Genomic DNA, 16,871 nt, shown 5'->3' with positions numbered 1-16,871 from the left:
ATAAAGGGCCTTTCGGGCGTACACCCGTGCGCTCGCTCGCTGAGGGAGGCGGCTGCCATGAGCGGCATGGAACTCAAGAACTTCGACCGGCCCGACGAGTCCCGGCAGTTCGAGGGCCTTGGCCGGATGGATCTGGTCCAGGTCGCCGGGAAGGCGGTCGGCCGGGCGCGGTTCGAGCCGGGCTGGCGCTGGTCGGTCAACGTCGGGCCGATCGTCGGCACGGCCACCTGCCAGACCTCCCACCTCGGCTACTGCGTGTCCGGCACCATGCGCATCACCATGGACGACGACGGCACCACCCAGGACTTCACCGCGGGCGACATGGTCGCCATCAAGCCCGGCCACGAGGCCGAGGTGGTCGGTGACGAGCCCGTCGTCTTCGTCGACTTCGGCGAGATCAGCGACTACGCCAAGCGGCGCTGACGGGTCGGCGGAACAACCGGCACCGGGAGTGCGTTCGGCCGAACGGACACGAATACGATTCGGGTCCGACGGCGGATGATCCGGTGACAGTGGAGGCAGGCATGGCGAAGGTACGCGGTCCGCAGGTGGGCGAGGTGGCGCCCGACTTCGAGCTGCCCTCGCAGGGCGGCGACACGGTTCGGCTCAGCGACTTCCGGGGCAAGCAGACGGTGGTCCTGTACTTCTACCCCAAGGACAACACGACCGGCTGCACCGCGGAGGCCTGCTCCTTCCGGGACAGCTACGAGGTCTTCACCGAGGCCGGCGCCCAGGTCATCGGCGTCAGCTCCGACTCCGTCGAGTCCCACGAGGGCTTCGCCCAGCGTTACAAGCTCCCGTTCCTGCTGCTGGCCGACGCGGGCGGCGAGGTCCGCAAGGCCTACGACGTGCCCGCCACCTTCGGCCTCCTGCCCGGCCGGGTCACCTACGTCATCGACCGCGAGGGCGTGGTCCGCCACGTCTTCTCGTCCCAGGCCAACATCGGCAAACACGTCTCCGGCGCCCTCGCCGTAGTCCAGACCCTCGCCTGAGTGCAAGGAAGGGCACCTTCTTAACGCTCCGCGTTATAGAAGGTGCCCTTCTTAACGGGCCAAGCCAGGGGAGCAGGGAGAACGCGGCGGCGTGACGCGGGTCGTCTTGGCCCAGCGGGGCGGTCTCGCCTAGGCTCGATCCGGACTTCGAAGGCGAAGGGCTGCGCGCCGTGCCGACGGACCCCTTCGCACGCGGGCCGCCCGGCGAGGCAGGTAACGACATGGCGCTGGCCCAGCACCCCCTTGACCACCGCTACCGCGGCGAACATCCGGTACGCACCGTCGCCTACCTGCTGCGCGAGGACCGCTGGCGGCTGCTGCTCGGGGTGCTGGCGTTCGCCGTGAAGCACAGCCCGACCTGGCTGCTGCCCCTGGTCACCGCGAACGTGATCGACGTGGTGGTGCGGCACAAGCCCATCGAGCAGCTGTGGTGGAACGCAGGCCTGATGGTCGCCTGCCTGAGCCTCAACTACCCGTTCCACGTCCTGTTCGTACGCAACCACAGCGGCTCCGTACGCCGGATGGGCACCCGCCTGCGCTCGGCCCTGTGCCGCCGCATGCAGGAGCTGTCCATCGGCTACCACTCCCGCTCCAGCGCCGCGGTGCTGCAGTCGAAGGTGATCCGCGACGTCGAGGCGATCGAGCAGATGGTGCAGCAGGCCGGCGACGTCGGCGTGGGCGCGCTGATGATGCTGCTCGGCGGTGCGGTCGTGATCGCGCTGCGGGTCCCGCTGTTCCTGCCGGTCTTCCTGGTGCTGGTGCCCTGCGCGGCGTTCCTGGTGATGAAGCTGCGCAACCGGATGCGCACCGACAACGAGTCGTTCCGCCGCGAGGTCGAGCGCCTGTCGTCGCGGGTCGCCGAGATGACCACGCTGATCCCGATCACCCGGGCGCACGGCCTGGAGCGCGACGCGCTGCGCCGGGTCGACGGCTCGCTGGACCGGGTACTGCGCGCGGGCCTGCGCCTGGACCTGCTCAACGGCCGCTTCGGCGCGCTGGCCTGGACTCAGATGCAGGTGCTGAGCGTGGCCTGCCTGGCCGGCTCGGCGCTGGTCGCGTACCACGGCTGGGTGCCGATCACCGAGGGCGACGTGGTGATGCTCAGCGCGTACTTCACCACGCTGACCGGCTCGGTGATGACGCTGATGAGCCTTGGGCCGATCTTCGTCAAGGGGCTGGAGTCGGTGCGCTCGGCGGGCGAGCTGCTGCAGGCACCCGACCTGGAGGTCAACGCGGGCAAGCAGCAGGTCGACGAGGTACGCGGCGCGGTGCGGTTCGAGGGCGTCGGGTTCGCGTACGACGGCGCGGCAGGCAGTGCGGTCCGCGACTTCGACCTCGACGTCGCGGCGGGCGAGCGCATCGCGCTGGTCGGCCCGTCCGGCGCGGGCAAGTCCACCATCCTGAACCTGGTCATCGGCTTCCTGCGGCCCACCTCGGGCCGCATCCTGCTCGACGGCCGGGACATGGAGACCCTGGACCTGCGCACCTTCCGGCGGTTCGTATCGGTGGTGCCGCAGGAGCCGATCCTGTTCGAGGGCAGCATCTTCGAGAACGTCACGTACGGCATGACCGACGTGCCCCTGGACCGGGTGCGCCGGGCGCTGGCCGACGCGAACGCGCTGGACTTCGTCGACCAGCTCACCGACGGCCTGGACACGGTGGTGGGGGAGCGCGGCGCACGCCTGTCCGGCGGCCAGCGTCAGCGCCTGGCGATCGCGCGGGCGCTGATCCGCGACCCACGCGTGCTGATCCTCGACGAGGCCACCTCCGCGCTGGACACCCACTCCGAGGCGCTGATCCAGCAGGCGATGGAGCGCCTGGTCACCGGGCGCACCGTCTTCGTCGTCGCGCACCGGCTCTCCACCATCCGCAACGCCGACCGCATCATCGTGATGCGCGACGGCCGCATCGAGGAGATCGGCGCCCACGACGAACTTCTGGACCGCCGCGGCGCGTACGCCCGCCTGCAGTCCGCCCAGCTCGCCTGAGCCGCCTCAGTCCGGCGGGGCCGTGACCCACAGCGCCACCGGGAGCAGCACGCCCACCACGAGCGGGGTGAGGCCGGCGGCCCAGTCCGGGTCGGTGAGGACGCCGCGGTGGGTGGCGTGGAACGCCAGGTGCAGCGTGTCGAAGACGATCGCGCCGGCCAGCGCCAGCCGGGCGACGGCCCGGCGGTAGCGCACCGCAGGCACCGCCAGCAGGATGCCGATGGTGAGGAAGGTCGCCCCGAGATCGACGACGAGGTGCTCGTTGTACGGCGGGTAGCCGGCGGTCCAGTGCTGCCCGAGGCCGGGGAACACGGTGAAGAAGTGGTGCGGTGCGGCGTACGCCCACAGTCCCCACCACAGGTGCACCGCCGCCATGCCCGCCAGTCCGAGCCGGACGATCAGCTGTCGCCTGCCCGCTCGCTGCCGCTCGCTCATGCCCGCAGTGTGCCCCTAGACCTCGAGCTGCTGCACGGCCGCCTCGATGGCGCGGTGGAAGGTCGGGTACGCGTAGATCATGTGCTGCAGCATGTGCACCGGGACCTGCGCGTGCACCGCGACGACCAGCGCGCTGAGCACCTCGCCGCCGGTCGGCCCGGCCGAGGTGGCGCCGACCAGCACGTCCCGGTCCCGGTCGGCGACGAGCTTGATGAACCCGTCGTTGCCGGCCTTGTGGATCCAGCCGCGGGTCGCCTCGGGCAGCTTCGTGTACGCCGTCTGCACGTGGATGCCCTGGTGGCGCGCGGCCTCCTCGGTCAGGCCGACCGACCCGATCTCGGGGTCGGTGAAGGTGACCCGGGGGTGGGCCCGGTAGTCGGCGGGCGGCCCCTCCTGCCCGAGGATGTCGCGGATCGCGATGGCCGCCTGGTACATCGCCATGTGCGTGAACGCGCCGTGGCCGGTGCAGTCGCCGACGGCCCACAGCCCGTCGGCGGCCCGCATGTGCCCGTCCACGGTGATCGCCTGCGCGGCCGGGTCCAGGCCGACCGTGTCGAGCCCGAGTTTGTGCAGGTCGGCGGTACGGCCGGTGGCGACGAGCAGCTTCTCCGAGGTGACTGCCGTGCCGTCGTCGAGGTGCACGGTCATGCCCTCGACCCGCTCTGCCCGATGCCCGGTGTGCACGGTGACGCCCTCGCGCCTGAACACCTCGGCGATCAGCTCGGAGGACTCGGGCTCCTCGAAGTTCATCAGCCGGTCCATCGCCTCGACGACGGTGACCCGCACCCCGAAGCGCTGGAACATCTGCGCCAGCTCCAGGCCGATCGAGCCACCGCCGAGCACGGTCAGCGACGCGGGCAGCTCGGCGACCTCGATCGCCTCCTTGTTGGTCCAGAATTCGGTCTCGGCCAGCCCCGGGACCGGTGGGATCGCGGCCTTGGTCCCGGTGCCGACGACCACGCCCTTGCGCGCGACGTACGTCTGCCCGTCGACCTCGACCGTCTTCGGGCCGGCCAGCCGGCCGGTGCCGCGGACGAACCGGCCGCCGCGCTTGACGAACCGGTCGACGGCCACCTTGTCGTCCCAGAAGTCGGTGGCCTCCTCGCGGATGCGCTTGGCGACCGGGGCCCAGTCGGGGAAGACCTCCGCGGAGCCCGCCATGCCGTTGATCCGGCGGCCCTCGGCCAGCAGGTCGGCCGCCCGGATCATCATCTTGCTCGGGATGCAGCCCCAGTACGGGCACTCGCCGCCGACGAGCCGGTTCTCGATGCCGACCACGCTCAGCCCGGCGTCGGCCAGCCTGCCGCCGACCTCCTCACCGCCGACGCCCATGCCGAGAACGATGACGTCCACTTCTTCAGCCATGAGTCCTGTATATCCGAATCCGGTCAGGCTGATGCGCGTACCACGAGTTCGGTCGGCAGGACCACGGCCGGGGGGACCTCCTCGCCCGCGATGACCCGCAGCAGCTGGCGGGCCAGCTCCCGGCCCAGCTCCAGGATCGGCTGCCGGACGGTGGTCAGCGGCGGGTCGGTGTAGCGGGAGATGTCGAAGTCGTCGAAACCGACCACGGCGACGTCCTCGGGGATGCGCCGGCCCAGCTCGCGCAGCGTGGTGATGGCCCCGTGCGCCATCAGGTCCGACGCCACGAAGACCGCGTCGAGCAGCGGATCGTCCTCGAGCAGCTGGCGCATCGCGGTGGCGCCGGACTCGCGGGTGAAGTCGCCGACCGCCACGATCGAACGCCGGTCCGACCCGCGCAGCTCGGCGCGGTATCCGGCGAGCCGGTCGATGCCGGCGACCATGTCCTGCGGCCCGGCGATGGTGGCGATGCGGGAGTGGCCGGTCTCCAGCAGGTGCCGCACCGCGGCGCGTACGCCGCCGACGTGGTCGACGTCGACGTAGGGGACCGCGGAGCGCCCCAGCGGCCGCCCGGTGACCACGACGGGCACGCCGAGCCTGGCCAGCTGGCCGGGCAGCGGGTCGACGCCGTGCGTGGAGGCGAACAGCACCCCGTCCACGTGGCGGGCGGTGGTGTAGCGCTCGACGCGCTCGTACCCGGCGACGGTGTTGGTCATCATCAGCACGAGCTGCTTGTCGGCGGCGTCGAGCTCCTGGCTGACGCCGTGGATGATGCTCGGGAAGAACGGGTCGTCGGAGAAGACGCGGCTGGCGCTCTCCGGCAGGACCAGCGCGATGGAGTCGGTGCGCTGGGTGACCAGGCTGCGGGCGGCCGCGTTGGGGATGTAGCCCAGCTCCTCGACGGCGCGGCGCACCGCGCTGCGGATCGGCTCGGCGACCTTGGGTGAGCCGTTGACCACCCGGGACACGGTGGCGCGGGAGACTCCGGCCAGGCGCGCCACAGCCTCCAGCGTCGGCCGCTCGTGTGCCTGGCTCATGCTTGCTCCTCGTTGCTGTGCGATCCGCCTCGGGCGGGCCCGGCGAAGGTGACCTTACCCCTTCGCAGTTACGGCACGAAGCCGCACGTGAGAGCGCTTTCAGGGAGAGAGCGGTTGCACAGCTCGGTAACGAGACGGCAATAGACCCTTGACATGGCCGGTGTGCGACTCCATTCTCTGCTGTGAGAGCGCTCTCTCAACCCGGCCGCGAATTGCCCTGATGAGCGGCCGGGTTCCTACTGACACCCCCAAGGAGGGTCGTCATGCGTGCCTCCCTGCGCCGCCTGCTGGTCCCGATCATGGTGACCGGACTGCTGGCGACCGCTGCGTGCGGTTCGGACGAGCAGCCCGGCGGCAACGAGAAGATCACTTTGAACGTCGCACTCTTCGGCGACTTCGGCTTCAAGCCGCTGTACGAGGAGTACTCCAAGGCGCACCCGAACGTCACCATCAAGGAGCGGATCTCCGACTATGCCGCGCACCACCAGAGCCTGATCTCGCACCTGGCCACCGGCAGCGGCGCGGCCGACATCGAGGCCGTCGAGATCGGCTACCTGTCCAGCTTCACGGCCACCCCGAACCGCTTCCACAACCTGCTCGACCTGGGTGCGGGGTCGCTGGAGAGCCAGTGGCTGCCGTGGAAGTGGCAGCAGGGGCTGTCCACCGACAAGAAGACGCTGATCGGTCTCGGCACCGACGTGGGCGGCATGGCCATGTGCTACCGCACCGACCTGTTCAAGGCGGCGGGCCTGCCCACCGACCGTGACGCGGTGTCCAAGCTGTGGCCGACCTGGGACGAGTACGTCGCCACCGGCAAGAAGTACAAGGCCGCCGCGCCGAAGTCGTACTTCATGGAGGCTTCGGGCAACATGTTCCGGGCCATGGTCGAGCAGGCCTCGACCGGCGTGTACGACAACGCCGACAAGCTCATCGTGGACAGCAACCCGTCCGTGAAGAAGGCCTGGGACCTGACCGTCGACGCGATCGCCTCGGACCAGTCCGCGAAGCTGGCGGCCTGGACGCCGGAGTGGAGCGCGGCGTTCGGCAAGGGCACCTTCGCGACCATCGTGTGCCCGGCGTGGATGACGGCGTACATCGAGACCAACGCCAAGGACGCGGCCGGCAAGTGGGACATCGCCGCGGTCCCGGGCGGGGCGGGCAGCATGGGCGGCTCGCACCTTGCGCTGCCCAAGCAGGGCAAGAACGCGCAGGCGGCGTACGACCTGATCAAGTGGCTGACCGCACCGGAGCAGCAGAAGAAGATCTTCAAGGCGACAGGCAACTTCCCGTCGACCCCGTCGCTGTACACCGACCCGGACCTGACCGGGTTCAGCAAGCCGTTCTTCAACAACGCGCCGCTCGGCAAGATCTTCACGGCCTCGGCGCAGGCGGTCCAGCCGCAGCACCAGGGCCCGAAGCAGGGCGACGTGTTCAACACGATCGGCGCCGGTCTGGGCCGCATCGAGCAGGGCAAGCAGAAGCCCGACGACGCCTGGAAGCAGGTCCTGTCCGACGTGGCCAAGCTCGGCTGACGCGACGCGCGTCCCATCGGGCCGGTCGGCGCGACCGGCCGGCCCGATGACCCATCGACTTCCGGAGGCCGGGCGGCGCACCTCGCTTGCCCGCCCGGTCACCGGGCTCCCGCTGGTGACGCGTCCTCGGCGGCGCACCGCCGAGGACGGCTCACCGGCGCCTCTTCACGGAAGGGGAGCGCTCCGTGCGCACCTGGCTCTACAAGGCGGACACGCAGCTGTCCCCGTACCTCTACATCTCGCCCTTCTTCCTCCTCTTCGCGGTCTTCGGCCTGTTCCCGCTCGGCTACACCGCCTGGGTGTCGCTGCACGACTGGAGCCTGCTCGCCGACGAGCACGCCTTCGTGGGCCTGGGCAACTACGCCGAGCTGCTGGCCGACCCGTACTTCTGGAACGCCCTGCGCAACACCCTGTCCATCCTGGCCCTGTCCACGATTCCGCAGCTGATCCTGGCGCTGATCCTGGCGCACCTGGTGAACCGGCCGCTGCGGGCCAGGACGCTGTGGCGGCTGGGTCTGCTGCTGCCGAACGTCACCAGCGTGGTCGCGGTCGTGGTCATCTTCAGCCAGCTGTTCGGGCGCGACTTCGGCCTGATCAACTGGCTGCTGGAGAGCTTCGGCCTGGGCCGCATCGACTGGCAGGCGGGCGTAGCGTCCTCACACGTGGCCATCGCCGCCATGATCACGTGGCGGTGGACCGGCTACAACGCGCTGATCTTCCTGGCTGCGATGCAGGCCGTGCCGAAGGAGCTGTACGAGTCGGCCACCCTCGACGGGGCCACCGCGGGACAGCAGCTGCGGAAGATCACCATCCCGTCGATCCGGCCCACCATCATCTTCGTGGTCATCGTGTCGACCATCTACGGCCTGCAGGTCTTCGCCGAGCCGCAGCTGTTCGCCGGGGGCGGGCCCAACGGCATCATCGGCGGCCCGGACCGGCAGTTCCAGACCCTGACCCTCTACATGTACGAGCACGGCTTCAACCGCGGCTTCGAGTTCGGCTACGCCTCCGCCACCGCCTGGGTGATGTTCGGGCTGATCGTGCTCGCCGCCGCCGTCAACTACCTGATCACGCGCCGGATCCGGAGCTCCCGATGACACGCAGACTCGTCTACCTGACGCTGACCGGGGTGCTGATGCTGACCGCGTTCCCGCTGTACTTCAGCGTCGTGGTGGCCAGCCAGGACAACTCCGCGCTCTCGCACGTGCCGCCGCCGGTGCTGCCGGGCGCGAACCTGTTCGAGAACATCAAACGGGTCTTCGACACCGTGCCGTTCGACCAGGCGCTGCTCAACTCGCTGATCGTGTCGGGCATCAACACCGCGTCGGTGGTGCTGTTCTCGACGCTGGCCGGGTTCGCGTTCGCCAAGCTGAAGTTCAAGGGCCGTACCGCGCTGCTGCTGGCCGTCGTCGGCACCATGATGGTGCCGATGCAACTGGGCATCATCCCGCTGTTCATGCTGATCACCAAGCTGGAGTGGCACGACACGCTGCTGGCGGTGACGGTGCCGGCCCTGGTCAACGCGTTCGGCGTGTTCTTCATGACGCAGTACCTGTCCGAGGCGCTGCCGACCGAGCTGCTGGAGGCCGGGCGCATCGACGGCGCAGCCACGCACCGGCTGTTCTGGCACGTGGTGCTGCCGGTGGCCCGGCCGGCCGCGGCTGTGCTGGGCATGCTGACCTTCCTCAACGTCTGGAACGACTACCTCTGGCCGCTGGTCGTGCTGGCCTCGCCGGAGAACCAGACGGTCCAGGTCGCGCTCTCCCAGCTGCGGGCCGGCTACGTGCAGGACTACTCGCTGGCGCTGACCGGCACGATGCTGGCCACGCTGCCGCTGCTCATCGTGTTCGGGCTGCTCGGCAAACAACTGATCGGCGGCATCATGCAGGGAGCGATCAAGGGATGAGTATCGAGCAGATCGAACAGGCTGTGGCGGCAGGGCCGTTGCGGTTCCCGGACGGGTTCCGGTGGGGTGCGGCGACGGCCGCGTACCAGATCGAGGGGGCCGCGGCCGAAGACGGGCGGGGGCCGTCCATCTGGGACGCGTTCGCCCGCAAGGACGGCCGGGTCTTCGCCGGGCACACCGGGGACGTCGCGTGCGACCACTACCGGCGCTACCGCGAGGACGTCGCGCTGATGGCCGAGCTGGGCATCGGCACGTACCGGTTCTCGGTGGCGTGGCCGCGGGTCAAGCCCGACGGCACGGGCCCGGTCAACGTACGCGGCCTGGACTTCTACGACCGGCTGGTGGATGAGCTGCTGGCGCACGGGATCGAGCCGATGGTGACGCTCTACCACTGGGACCTGCCGCTCGCGCTGCAGTCCCACGGGCGGGGCGGCTGGGGGGACCGGGACACCGCGGCGTACTTCGCCGAGTACGCCGCGGTGACCGCGTCCCGGCTCGCAGACCGCGTCGGCACCTGGACCACGCTCAACGAGCCGTGGGTCGCGGCGTTCCTCGGCTACGCCAGCGGGGATCACGCGCCGGGACACACCGACAACCGGACCGCCTTCCGGGCCGCGCACCACCTGCTGCTCGGGCATGGGCTGGCGGCGCAGGCGCTGCGCGCGGCGGGCGTACGCGAGCTGTCGCTCACCCTCAACCTCGCCCGGGTCAACCCCGAGGACCCGGGCGACCCGCACGACGTGGCGGCGGCGTGGCGCGTCGACGGCGTGCTCAACCGGATCTTCCTGGACCCGGTGCTGCGCGGCCGGTATCCGCTGGACATGCTGGGGCTGTTCGAACGGTTCGGCGCCGCGGACGCCATCGTCGACGGGGACCTGGCGGTCATCTCCGCCCCGATCGACCTGCTGGGCATCAACTACTACCAGCCTGCCCTGGTACGGGCGCAGGTCGGCGCGGCGGCGCACCCGATGTACCCGGGCAGCGAGGGGGTCGCGTTCGTGCCGCAGCCCGGCCCGGTCACCGACATGGGCTGGACGGTCGACCCGAGCGGCCTGTCCGACCTGCTGCTGCGGCTGGCCCGGGAGTATCCGGGCACGCCGCTGATGGTGACCGAGAACGGCGCGGCGTATGCCGACGAGCTGATCGGGGACCGGGTGGCCGACCCGGACCGGATCGCGTACCTCGACGGGCACCTGCGCGCCGTGCACGCGGCCCTGTCCGCCGGCGCGGACGTCCGCGGCTACCTCGCCTGGTCCCTACTGGACAACTTCGAATGGGCCTTCGGCTACGACAAGCGCTTCGGCCTCGTCTACGTCGACTACGAGACCCAGCGCCGCCACCCCAAAGACTCCGCCCTCTGGTACCGCAACACAACCCGCACCAACACCCTCTAACCCCCACCCGCGACGATCTTGCGTGAACTGTGGGTATGACACGCCCGGAACGGGCAAATCATCAACGGTTCGCGCAAGATCGTCGTGATCTTGGAGTGGAGTTCGGTGTTTACAGGTCGAAGATGAGGCAGGAGGAGGTGGCGTGGGCGAGGAGGCGGCCCTGGGCGTCGGTGAGTTGGGCCTGGGCCAGGGCGGTGCGGCGGCCGCGGGAGATGACGGTGCCCTCGCAGCGCAGCATTCCGGAGTCGACGCTGACCGGGCGCAGGAACTTCGTGGTCAGGTCCAGGGAGGTGTAGCCGACGCCGGCCGGGAGGGTGCTGTGCACGGCGCAGGCGGCGGCGGTGTCGAGCAGGGTGGCCAGTACGCCGCCGTGCACGCCGCCGAGCGGGTTGTAGTGGAACTCCTGGGCGCGCATGGTGACCACGACGCGGCCTTCCTCGGCCTGCACGCTGTCCATGCCGAGCAGGTGCATCACCGGTGGGGCCGGGAGCTCGCCGCGGGCCATCGCGTGCAGCAGCTCGAGGCCGCTGAGCCGGCCCAGCTCGGCGGCGTTGCGCCGGGGGTCGGACCAGGAGAAGGTGCGCGTGCGCTCCACGGTCGCGAGATCCGCGGTCGGCTCGGTCTGGGTCTGCGTCATGGACTCAGCCTGGCAGGCGGTTGCTGAGTCTGTCAACGAGACTTAGCCTGGTGGAGTGAGACCTACCGCACTCGACTGGTCGGCCGAGAACTGCACCGTCGCCCGCGCCATGGCTGTGCTCGGCGAACGCTGGACCCTGGTGGTGCTGCGGGAGGTCTTCAACGGCATCCGCCGCTTCGAGGACATGCGCGAGCACAGCGGCATACCCCGGCAGGTGCTCACCAACCGGCTCAACATGCTCGTCGAGCAGGGCGTGCTGCGCCGCGTGCCGTACCGGGAGCCCGGGGAGCGCGAGCGCCACGAATACCGGCTCACCGAGAAGGGCTTCGACCTGTATCCGGTGCTGGTCGCCGTGCGGGAGTGGGGCGACCGCTATCTCGCCGACCCGGCCGGGCCGCCCGTGGACATGGTGCACCGCGACTGCGGGTCGCCCGTGCACACGTCGCTGGCCTGCGCCGAGGGGCACGAGGTGGGCTCGCCCCGCGAGGTGGTCACGCGGCCGGGGCCGGGGGCGATCCGGCGTGGGCGTACGCCCGCCGCCGCGGAAGCGGCCTGACCCACCGCCCGGCGGCGGCCCGCGGCGCTCTCCTGCGGTGATCATGAACTTGTGGGCCGGTTCGACGGTGTGTCGCTGCCACAACTTCATGATCACCGCGGGGTGTGGTGGCCCCGAGCCGTGCGGGCTGGCAGCATGGCGCGTCGTGGACCGAGTGCTGATACTGCCGCCGCGGGTGACCGAGACCGGGCTGGCCTTCGCCGACGCCGCGCGGCGGCGCGGCATGCGAGTCGAGACGCTGCACACCTGGCGGTTGCCGGAGCACCTGGCCGGGCACGTCGGGGCGCACCTGTACGCCGGGCCGCTGTTCGCCGACGCGGTCGGCGCGGAACTCGGCGTCGGACTGCTCGAGCCTGACCAGGACTGGCTCGCCCGGCTGCCGCGTGCGTGGACGCGCCGTGAGGTCGTCTTCACCACGCTGGCACAGGCGCGCTCGCTGGACCGGCCCGCGTTCGTGAAGCCGCCGGACGACAAGAGCTTCCCCGCCCGCGTATATCCCTCCGGGGCCGGCCTGCCCGGCCCGGACGTGCTGGAGGACGACACTGCGGTGCTGGTCAGTGAGGTGGTGTCGTTCGAGGTGGAGTTCCGGCTCTTCCTCGCGGCGGGCCGGGTCCGGGCCGTCAGCAGGTACGCCGTGGACGGCGAGCTGGATCTCGCCGGGCCGGTGGAGGACACCCGGTGTGCGGACGCGGCCGCCTTCGCGGCGGGGTTGCTGGGCACGGGGATGCCTGAGCTGCCGAGCGCGGTGGTGATCGACGTCGGGCTGCTCGCGGACGGGGGGACCGGGCGTCCTGAGTGGGCGGTGATCGAGGCGAACGCGGCCTGGGCCAGCGGCCACTACGCGGCCGACCCGGACGGGGCGCTCGACGTGGTGCTGCTCGCGAGCCGCCCGTCGGCCGAGGTGGCGCCGGCGGACCGGCCTTTCCTGCGCCGGCTGCCGTCGGTGACACGCTGAGCACCGGCCGGTGGTTCAGGCCCGGGTGCTGCCACCGCAGGGGGAGACGGTGATCGAGGTGTAGCCGGGCTGCGCCGCGCCCTGGATCGTAACGGTGACGAAGATGTTCGTCGCCGCACTGGTGAAGTGCTTCTTCTCCAGCTTGGGCAGGGTCGCCGTGTAGCGGGCCATGGTGGCGTCGCGGGTCAGCGTGACCTCGCCGGTGTAGCTGCCCCCGGTCATGGCGTAGCGCGCCTTGGCGGTCACCGGTGTGCCGCCGTCGGCGATCTCCGCGGTCACCGTGACGGTCGGGGGAAGGGCGCCGCCGCAGGTCGGGTTGCCGACGGCGGCCACATTGGACTCCACCCGGCTGATGGTGGCGCTCGAAGCCGTCGTGGCGGCGGGCGCGCTCGCGCTGGGTCGGGCGGCGGCCGGCGAGGTGGCGACGCTCGGCGCAGCCTGGTCACGGGTCCACGAGTCACCGACGCCGATACAGCCCTGCAGGCTGAGCATGGTCACCACCGCGAGTCCCACCGTCGCCGGCGCACGGAATCTGATCACCACCAGAGCTTAGTCAGGCTGACGGCACTCGTGGGACCGGCACGGCGACTCATCCGGCCCGCCGGGCGATCTGTCCGCGCCTCCACTCCGGCTCCCATGCGCCCCGGCTTGCCGTTGATCATGAAGTTAAGGCAGTGACACGCCGCCGAACCGGGCCATAAGTTCATGATCAACGCGGTCAGGGGTGGCGGGTGAGCCAGCGGGTGTAGTTGGGGCTGAGGCGGATGGCGTCGGCATAGGACTCTTCGGCGTAGGCGACGAGGCGGGGGGCCACGCGGGCGGCGGGGGAGGCGGGGTGCCAGCCGATGAGGTGGCGCCAGCGGAGCGGGGTGTCGGCGAGCGGGACGGCGCGTACGCCGGCTATCTCGCGGAAGGTGGGCTGGCAGAGGGCCACCACGCTGCCGCCGCGGACGAGGTCGGCGCAGCCGCCGAGGTCGCTCTCGTGGATCGGGCTGGGGGTGAAGCCGGCCCGCGCGCAGGCGGCGGCGAAGCAGTCGGCGAAGCAGCCGTCGCCGGGAGTGGCCGCCCAGCGGGAGCCGGCCAGGTCGGCCAGCTCCACCTCGTCGGCATCGGCGTACGGGTGGGAGGCGGGCAGCAGCACGAACACCGGGGCGGTCGCCACGGTGTGCCAGGCCAGACGGCCGTCGTCGGGCGGGGTGGCCTCGCCGCAGGTGCCGATGAGCGCGAAGTCGAGCCGGGCGTCCAGCAGCATCGCCGACAGCTCCGCCGACGACCACGACGGATACGTGCTGAGCTGTGCGCTGGGCTGCGCGGTGGCCAGCCGGTGCACCACCCCGCCGATGAGCGGGCCGTTCACCGCGCCGATGCGGTAGCCGGGCAGCCCGTCGCCGCCGGAGTCCCGGGCCAGCCCGGCGAACCGGGTCGCCTCGTCCTCCAGGCCCTGCACCGCGGGCAGCAGCACGCGGGCCCGGGCCAGCACCAGCTCGCCGAGCGGGGTGGGCCGGGCGCCGCGGCGGTCGCGTTCGAACAGCTGCCCGCCGAAGGCGCGTTCAATGCGCTGCAGCTGGGTGGTGAGGGCGGGCGCGGCCAGCCCGAGCACGGCCGCCGCCTTGGTGACACTGCCGGCGTCGGCTATCGCGCAGACCACCCGCAGGTGCCGCAGCTCCAACCTCACCCGCTGATGTTATGGCCGCACCGGCGGCACGTGAAGGTGTCGCGCCCGGTCACTGCACGATCGGTATGGACGGAGATCGAAACCCGTCGGTAGGGTCGGTGGACCCGACGTGACGGCCAGGCAGAGCGGCGGCGGGCTCGCGCGGCGCTGAGAGTGTTCCAGGAGGTGGCGATGCAGCGCAGAGCGGCGCTGATCGGGCTGCTCGGCGCCGAGCTGGTGTCGACCGTCGGTTCGCGGATGTCGTTCCTGGCCATCCCGTGGCTCGTGCTGGTGACCACCGACGACCCGACGAAGGTCGGCGTGGTGGCGTTCGCCGAGGCGCTGCCGTACATCCTGGCCGGGATCTTCGGCACGCCGCTGGCGGACCGGTTCGGGGTGCGCGAGGTGTCCATCGGCACCGACCTGGGCAGCGCGCTGGTGGTGGGCGCGATCGCGGCGTTCGGCAGCGCCGACTTCACGGTGCTGGTCGTGCTCATCGCGACGCTGGGCGCACTGCGCGGGGTGGGCGACAAGTCGAAGCGGGTGCTGCTGCCGCCGGTGGTGGAAGCGTCAGGCACGCCGATGGCGCGGGTCACCGCGGTCTTCGCCGCGCTCAACCGGATGGCGATGGTGATCGGCGCGGCGGTGGCCGGTGTGCTGATCGCCTGGCTCGGCCCGGTCGGCGCGATCTGGGTGGACGCGGCGACGTTCGCGGGCTGCGCGGGCGTGGTCGCGGTGCTGGTGCGGATCACCCGCGAACAGAACCATCCGGCCCGCGCCGTGCCGGAGTCCTACTGGCAGGGGCTGCGCACGGGGTTCGGCTTCGTCCGGCGGGAGCGGCTGCTGCGCAGCCTGGTCGGCATGATGTTCGTGACGAACCTGTTCAACCAGGCCAGCGCGGTGGTCTTCATCCCGATGTGGGTACGCGAGCACCTCGGCTCGCCGATCGCGCTGGGCTGGATCGGCGGCGCCTTCGCGCTCGGCGCGATCGCGGGTGCGGCGGCTTTCGCGGCGCTGGTGACGCGGCTGCCGCGGTACGCGACCCTCGTCATCGGATACTTCGTCGGCGGTGCGCCGCGGTTCCTGGTGCTGGCGCTCAGCGACGACCTGTGGGTGGCGCTGGCCGTGTCGTTCGTGTCCGGGGTGGCCATGTCCTCGGTGAACCCCACGTACGGGCTGCTGATGTTCGAGCGGGTGCCGCGGGCCATGCAGACCCGGGTGTTCGGGCTGACCGGGGCGATCACGTTCGGCGGCATCCCGCTGGGCGGCATGGTCGGCGCGTGGGCGGTGGAGACGCTGGGGCTGTCCGGCGGGCTGTGGCTGGCCGGGACGGCGTACTTCGCGGCCACGCTGACGCCGGTGGTCGGCTGGCGGCTGTGGCAGCAGATCAACGACATCAAGCCCGGCAAGGCCGCCCCGGCCGCCCCGCTGTGGCAGGAGTACCTGTCCGAGCTGGGCCGCCGGACGGGCCTGGTGGACACCGGACCGGCCGTGCCGGTGTCGGTGACGCTGACCTATGCCGGGGGCGGCTGGACGGTCACCGCACGGCGCGGCCGGCGGCGGCTGGCACGGCCGTACACCGTCTCGTCCGCCGTGGCGCTCCAGCACGTCGCCGCGCTGGAGTTGCCCGAGGTGTACGAGACGGTGGAAGAGGTGCATCTGGCCCGCCGCCGGGCCGCCGAGCAGCGGGTGGCGGCGGTGCGGGCGAACCTGCGCGAGCTCGAGTCGACGCTGACCGAGCTGCGGGCAGTGTCTGCTCAGTGGCCGTCCGGCCAGCCGGGGGAGCGGCCCAGGTAGGCGACGAGCCGGTCGCCGGGCGGGGCTTGCTCGGCCGGCTCGACCATGACGCCGAAGGCCTTGCTGGGCCGGTCGGTGGGCCAGCGCAGTGCGATCTTCATGGCCGCCGCGCTCAGGTCAGGGTCGAGCGTGGCGTCCGCGCCGGTCGACCTGGCCACGTCCCAGGTGTGCACCAGGAAGTCGACGAAGTGCATGCCGAGCACGGTCGGGGCGGTGAAGGTGCCGTACCCGTACACCTCGATCTTGCGGTCCAGCAGCGTCTTCGCGCTGAAGGCCTTGGTGACCAGGGTGACGGAGTCGGCGAACGCCCGGCGGGGGTCGGTCGGCGGGGTCAGGTCGTCCCACACGGCCGGATCGGTGGGTTTGCCCGCCGCCGCCGCGGCGAAACCGCGGTTGTGCCCGATCATGTGCCCGAGCAGCTGGCCGAGAGTCCAGTCGCCGCAAGGCGTGGGCCGGGCGAGATCGGCGCGCTTGACGCGGTTCACGGCGGCCGCGGCCGCGGCGAGGGCCCGCCGGTCGAGATCACGAAGGTCCATGTCTCGCACCCTAGTGCCGCAGCTCGGTGTGCTCCACCGGTGACGCCATCAGGCGAGAAACCTGTCCGGGCCGTCCAATCAGCTGAGTCG

17 protein-coding genes are annotated in these 16,871 nt (G+C 71.2%); 10 read left to right on the top strand and 7 right to left on the bottom strand.

The genetic code is table 11. The features are described 5' to 3' along the window. The first annotated feature begins 57 nt into the window (after nucleotides 1-57). The 3 genes from FLL47_RS02210 to FLL47_RS02200 all read left to right on the top strand — a co-directional run bounded on the left by FLL47_RS02210 (nucleotide 58) and on the right by FLL47_RS02200 (nucleotide 2,980). Nucleotides 58-423: a cupin domain-containing protein gene (locus FLL47_RS02210; RefSeq protein WP_144118714.1), complete on the top strand. Its 366-nt coding sequence runs from the start codon at nucleotides 58-60 to the stop codon at nucleotides 421-423. Between the two features lie 101 nt (nucleotides 424-524). Continuing rightward, a complete protein-coding gene (locus FLL47_RS02205; protein WP_144118713.1) occupies nucleotides 525-992 on the top strand; it encodes a peroxiredoxin in 468 nt (155 codons plus the stop codon). 170 nt (nucleotides 993-1,162) lie between these two features. Next, the gene (locus tag FLL47_RS02200; RefSeq protein ID WP_246157448.1) at nucleotides 1,163-2,980 is read left to right on the top strand and encodes an ABC transporter ATP-binding protein; all 1,818 of its coding nucleotides are present in this window, start codon (nucleotides 1,163-1,165) and stop codon (nucleotides 2,978-2,980) included. Nucleotides 2,981-2,986: 6 nt separating this feature from the next. Here the strand turns inward: FLL47_RS02200 and FLL47_RS02195 are convergent, their stop codons facing one another. Genes FLL47_RS02195 through FLL47_RS02185 form a run of 3 tightly spaced genes read right to left on the bottom strand, consistent with a single transcriptional unit; the run spans nucleotide 2,987 to nucleotide 5,814 of the window. Continuing rightward, nucleotides 2,987-3,415 carry a hypothetical protein gene (locus tag FLL47_RS02195; RefSeq protein ID WP_144118712.1) on the bottom strand — a complete coding sequence of 143 codons (429 nt, stop codon included), beginning with the start codon at nucleotides 3,413-3,415 and terminating at the stop codon, nucleotides 2,987-2,989. 15 nt (nucleotides 3,416-3,430) lie between these two features. After that, complete coding sequence (locus tag FLL47_RS02190; RefSeq protein ID WP_144118711.1) at nucleotides 3,431-4,780, bottom strand: dihydrolipoyl dehydrogenase family protein; 1,350 nt, start codon at nucleotides 4,778-4,780, stop codon at nucleotides 3,431-3,433. Nucleotides 4,781-4,803: 23 nt separating this feature from the next. Then, nucleotides 4,804-5,814, bottom strand: coding sequence for a LacI family DNA-binding transcriptional regulator (locus FLL47_RS02185; protein ID WP_144118710.1), 1,011 nt, complete (start codon nucleotides 5,812-5,814; stop codon nucleotides 4,804-4,806). Nucleotides 5,815-6,077: 263 nt separating this feature from the next. Between FLL47_RS02185 and FLL47_RS02180 the strand changes: the two genes are divergently transcribed. The 4 genes from FLL47_RS02180 to FLL47_RS02165 all read left to right on the top strand — a co-directional run bounded on the left by FLL47_RS02180 (nucleotide 6,078) and on the right by FLL47_RS02165 (nucleotide 10,646). Beyond that, nucleotides 6,078-7,346 carry an ABC transporter substrate-binding protein gene (locus FLL47_RS02180; RefSeq protein WP_246157447.1) on the top strand — a complete coding sequence of 423 codons (1,269 nt, stop codon included), beginning with the start codon at nucleotides 6,078-6,080 and terminating at the stop codon, nucleotides 7,344-7,346. 185 nt (nucleotides 7,347-7,531) lie between these two features. Beyond that, complete coding sequence (locus tag FLL47_RS02175; protein WP_246157446.1) at nucleotides 7,532-8,443, top strand: carbohydrate ABC transporter permease; 912 nt, start codon at nucleotides 7,532-7,534, stop codon at nucleotides 8,441-8,443. Beyond that, a complete protein-coding gene (locus FLL47_RS02170; RefSeq protein WP_144118709.1) occupies nucleotides 8,440-9,252 on the top strand; it encodes a carbohydrate ABC transporter permease in 813 nt (270 codons plus the stop codon). Before FLL47_RS02175 ends, FLL47_RS02170 begins: the two co-directional genes overlap by 4 nt. Next, on the top strand, nucleotides 9,249-10,646 hold the full coding sequence (locus FLL47_RS02165; protein ID WP_144118708.1) for a GH1 family beta-glucosidase: 1,398 nt from the start codon (nucleotides 9,249-9,251) through the stop codon (nucleotides 10,644-10,646). The genes FLL47_RS02170 and FLL47_RS02165 overlap by 4 nt, the downstream gene beginning before the upstream one ends. 109 nt (nucleotides 10,647-10,755) lie before the next feature. On the opposite strand, the gene FLL47_RS02160 is transcribed toward FLL47_RS02165, so the two are convergent. Beyond that, complete coding sequence (locus FLL47_RS02160; protein ID WP_144118707.1) at nucleotides 10,756-11,283, bottom strand: PaaI family thioesterase; 528 nt, start codon at nucleotides 11,281-11,283, stop codon at nucleotides 10,756-10,758. Nucleotides 11,284-11,338: 55 nt separating this feature from the next. Between FLL47_RS02160 and FLL47_RS02155 the strand changes: the two genes are divergently transcribed. Then, nucleotides 11,339-11,839 (top strand): winged helix-turn-helix transcriptional regulator, encoded by a 501-nt coding sequence (locus FLL47_RS02155; RefSeq protein WP_144118706.1) that lies wholly within the window; start codon nucleotides 11,339-11,341, stop codon nucleotides 11,837-11,839. Between the two features lie 145 nt (nucleotides 11,840-11,984). Next, entirely contained in the window at nucleotides 11,985-12,794 is an 810-nt protein-coding gene (locus FLL47_RS02150) for an ATP-grasp domain-containing protein (RefSeq protein ID WP_246157445.1), read from the top strand. A 15-nt stretch (nucleotides 12,795-12,809) separates the two neighbouring features. Here FLL47_RS02150 and FLL47_RS02145 read toward each other — a convergent pair whose 3' ends face one another. Together FLL47_RS02145 and FLL47_RS02140 are read right to left on the bottom strand one after the other, a co-directional pair. Then, nucleotides 12,810-13,334, bottom strand: coding sequence for a hypothetical protein (locus FLL47_RS02145; RefSeq protein WP_144118704.1), 525 nt, complete (start codon nucleotides 13,332-13,334; stop codon nucleotides 12,810-12,812). Nucleotides 13,335-13,512: 178 nt separating this feature from the next. Continuing rightward, a complete protein-coding gene (locus FLL47_RS02140) occupies nucleotides 13,513-14,469 on the bottom strand; it encodes a LysR family transcriptional regulator (protein ID WP_144118703.1) in 957 nt (318 codons plus the stop codon). 171 nt (nucleotides 14,470-14,640) lie between these two features. On the opposite strand from FLL47_RS02140, the gene FLL47_RS02135 reads away from it, so the two are divergent. After that, complete coding sequence (locus FLL47_RS02135; RefSeq protein WP_144118702.1) at nucleotides 14,641-16,245, top strand: MFS transporter; 1,605 nt, start codon at nucleotides 14,641-14,643, stop codon at nucleotides 16,243-16,245. On the opposite strand, the gene FLL47_RS02130 is transcribed toward FLL47_RS02135, so the two are convergent. Beyond that, nucleotides 16,206-16,781, bottom strand: coding sequence for a TIGR03086 family metal-binding protein (locus FLL47_RS02130; protein ID WP_144118701.1), 576 nt, complete (start codon nucleotides 16,779-16,781; stop codon nucleotides 16,206-16,208). The two genes, FLL47_RS02135 and FLL47_RS02130, sit on opposite strands and share 40 nt — an antisense overlap. Between the last annotated feature and the right edge of the window lie 90 nt (nucleotides 16,782-16,871).

The sequence above is a fragment of the Catellatospora sichuanensis genome, assembly GCF_007483665.1.
Classification (GTDB): Bacteria; Actinomycetota; Actinomycetes; order Mycobacteriales; family Micromonosporaceae; genus Catellatospora; species Catellatospora sichuanensis.
Note: the sequence above shows the minus strand (reverse complement) of the source record. Positions and strands in the feature narration are given on the sequence as shown.

Bases quoted from the DNA above. Each gene is read 5' to 3' on its own strand.
- FLL47_RS02170 (WP_144118709.1), top strand. From the start codon at position 8,440: ATGACACGCAGACTCGTCTACCTGACGCTGACCGGGGTGCTGATGCTG.
- FLL47_RS02180 (WP_246157447.1), top strand. From the start codon at position 6,078: ATGCGTGCCTCCCTGCGCCGCCTGCTGGTCCCGATCATGGTGACCGGA.
- FLL47_RS02205 (WP_144118713.1), top strand. From the start codon at position 525: ATGGCGAAGGTACGCGGTCCGCAGGTGGGCGAGGTGGCGCCCGACTTC.
- FLL47_RS02210 (WP_144118714.1), top strand. From the start codon at position 58: ATGAGCGGCATGGAACTCAAGAACTTCGACCGGCCCGACGAGTCCCGG.
- FLL47_RS02160 (WP_144118707.1), bottom strand. From the start codon at position 11,283: ATGACGCAGACCCAGACCGAGCCGACCGCGGATCTCGCGACCGTGGAG.
- FLL47_RS02190 (WP_144118711.1), bottom strand. From the start codon at position 4,780: ATGGCTGAAGAAGTGGACGTCATCGTTCTCGGCATGGGCGTCGGCGGT.
- FLL47_RS02195 (WP_144118712.1), bottom strand. From the start codon at position 3,415: ATGAGCGAGCGGCAGCGAGCGGGCAGGCGACAGCTGATCGTCCGGCTC.
- FLL47_RS02130 (WP_144118701.1), bottom strand. From the start codon at position 16,781: ATGGACCTTCGTGATCTCGACCGGCGGGCCCTCGCCGCGGCCGCGGCC.
- FLL47_RS02165 (WP_144118708.1), top strand. From the start codon at position 9,249: ATGAGTATCGAGCAGATCGAACAGGCTGTGGCGGCAGGGCCGTTGCGG.
- FLL47_RS02135 (WP_144118702.1), top strand. From the start codon at position 14,641: ATGCAGCGCAGAGCGGCGCTGATCGGGCTGCTCGGCGCCGAGCTGGTG.
- FLL47_RS02185 (WP_144118710.1), bottom strand. From the start codon at position 5,814: ATGAGCCAGGCACACGAGCGGCCGACGCTGGAGGCTGTGGCGCGCCTG.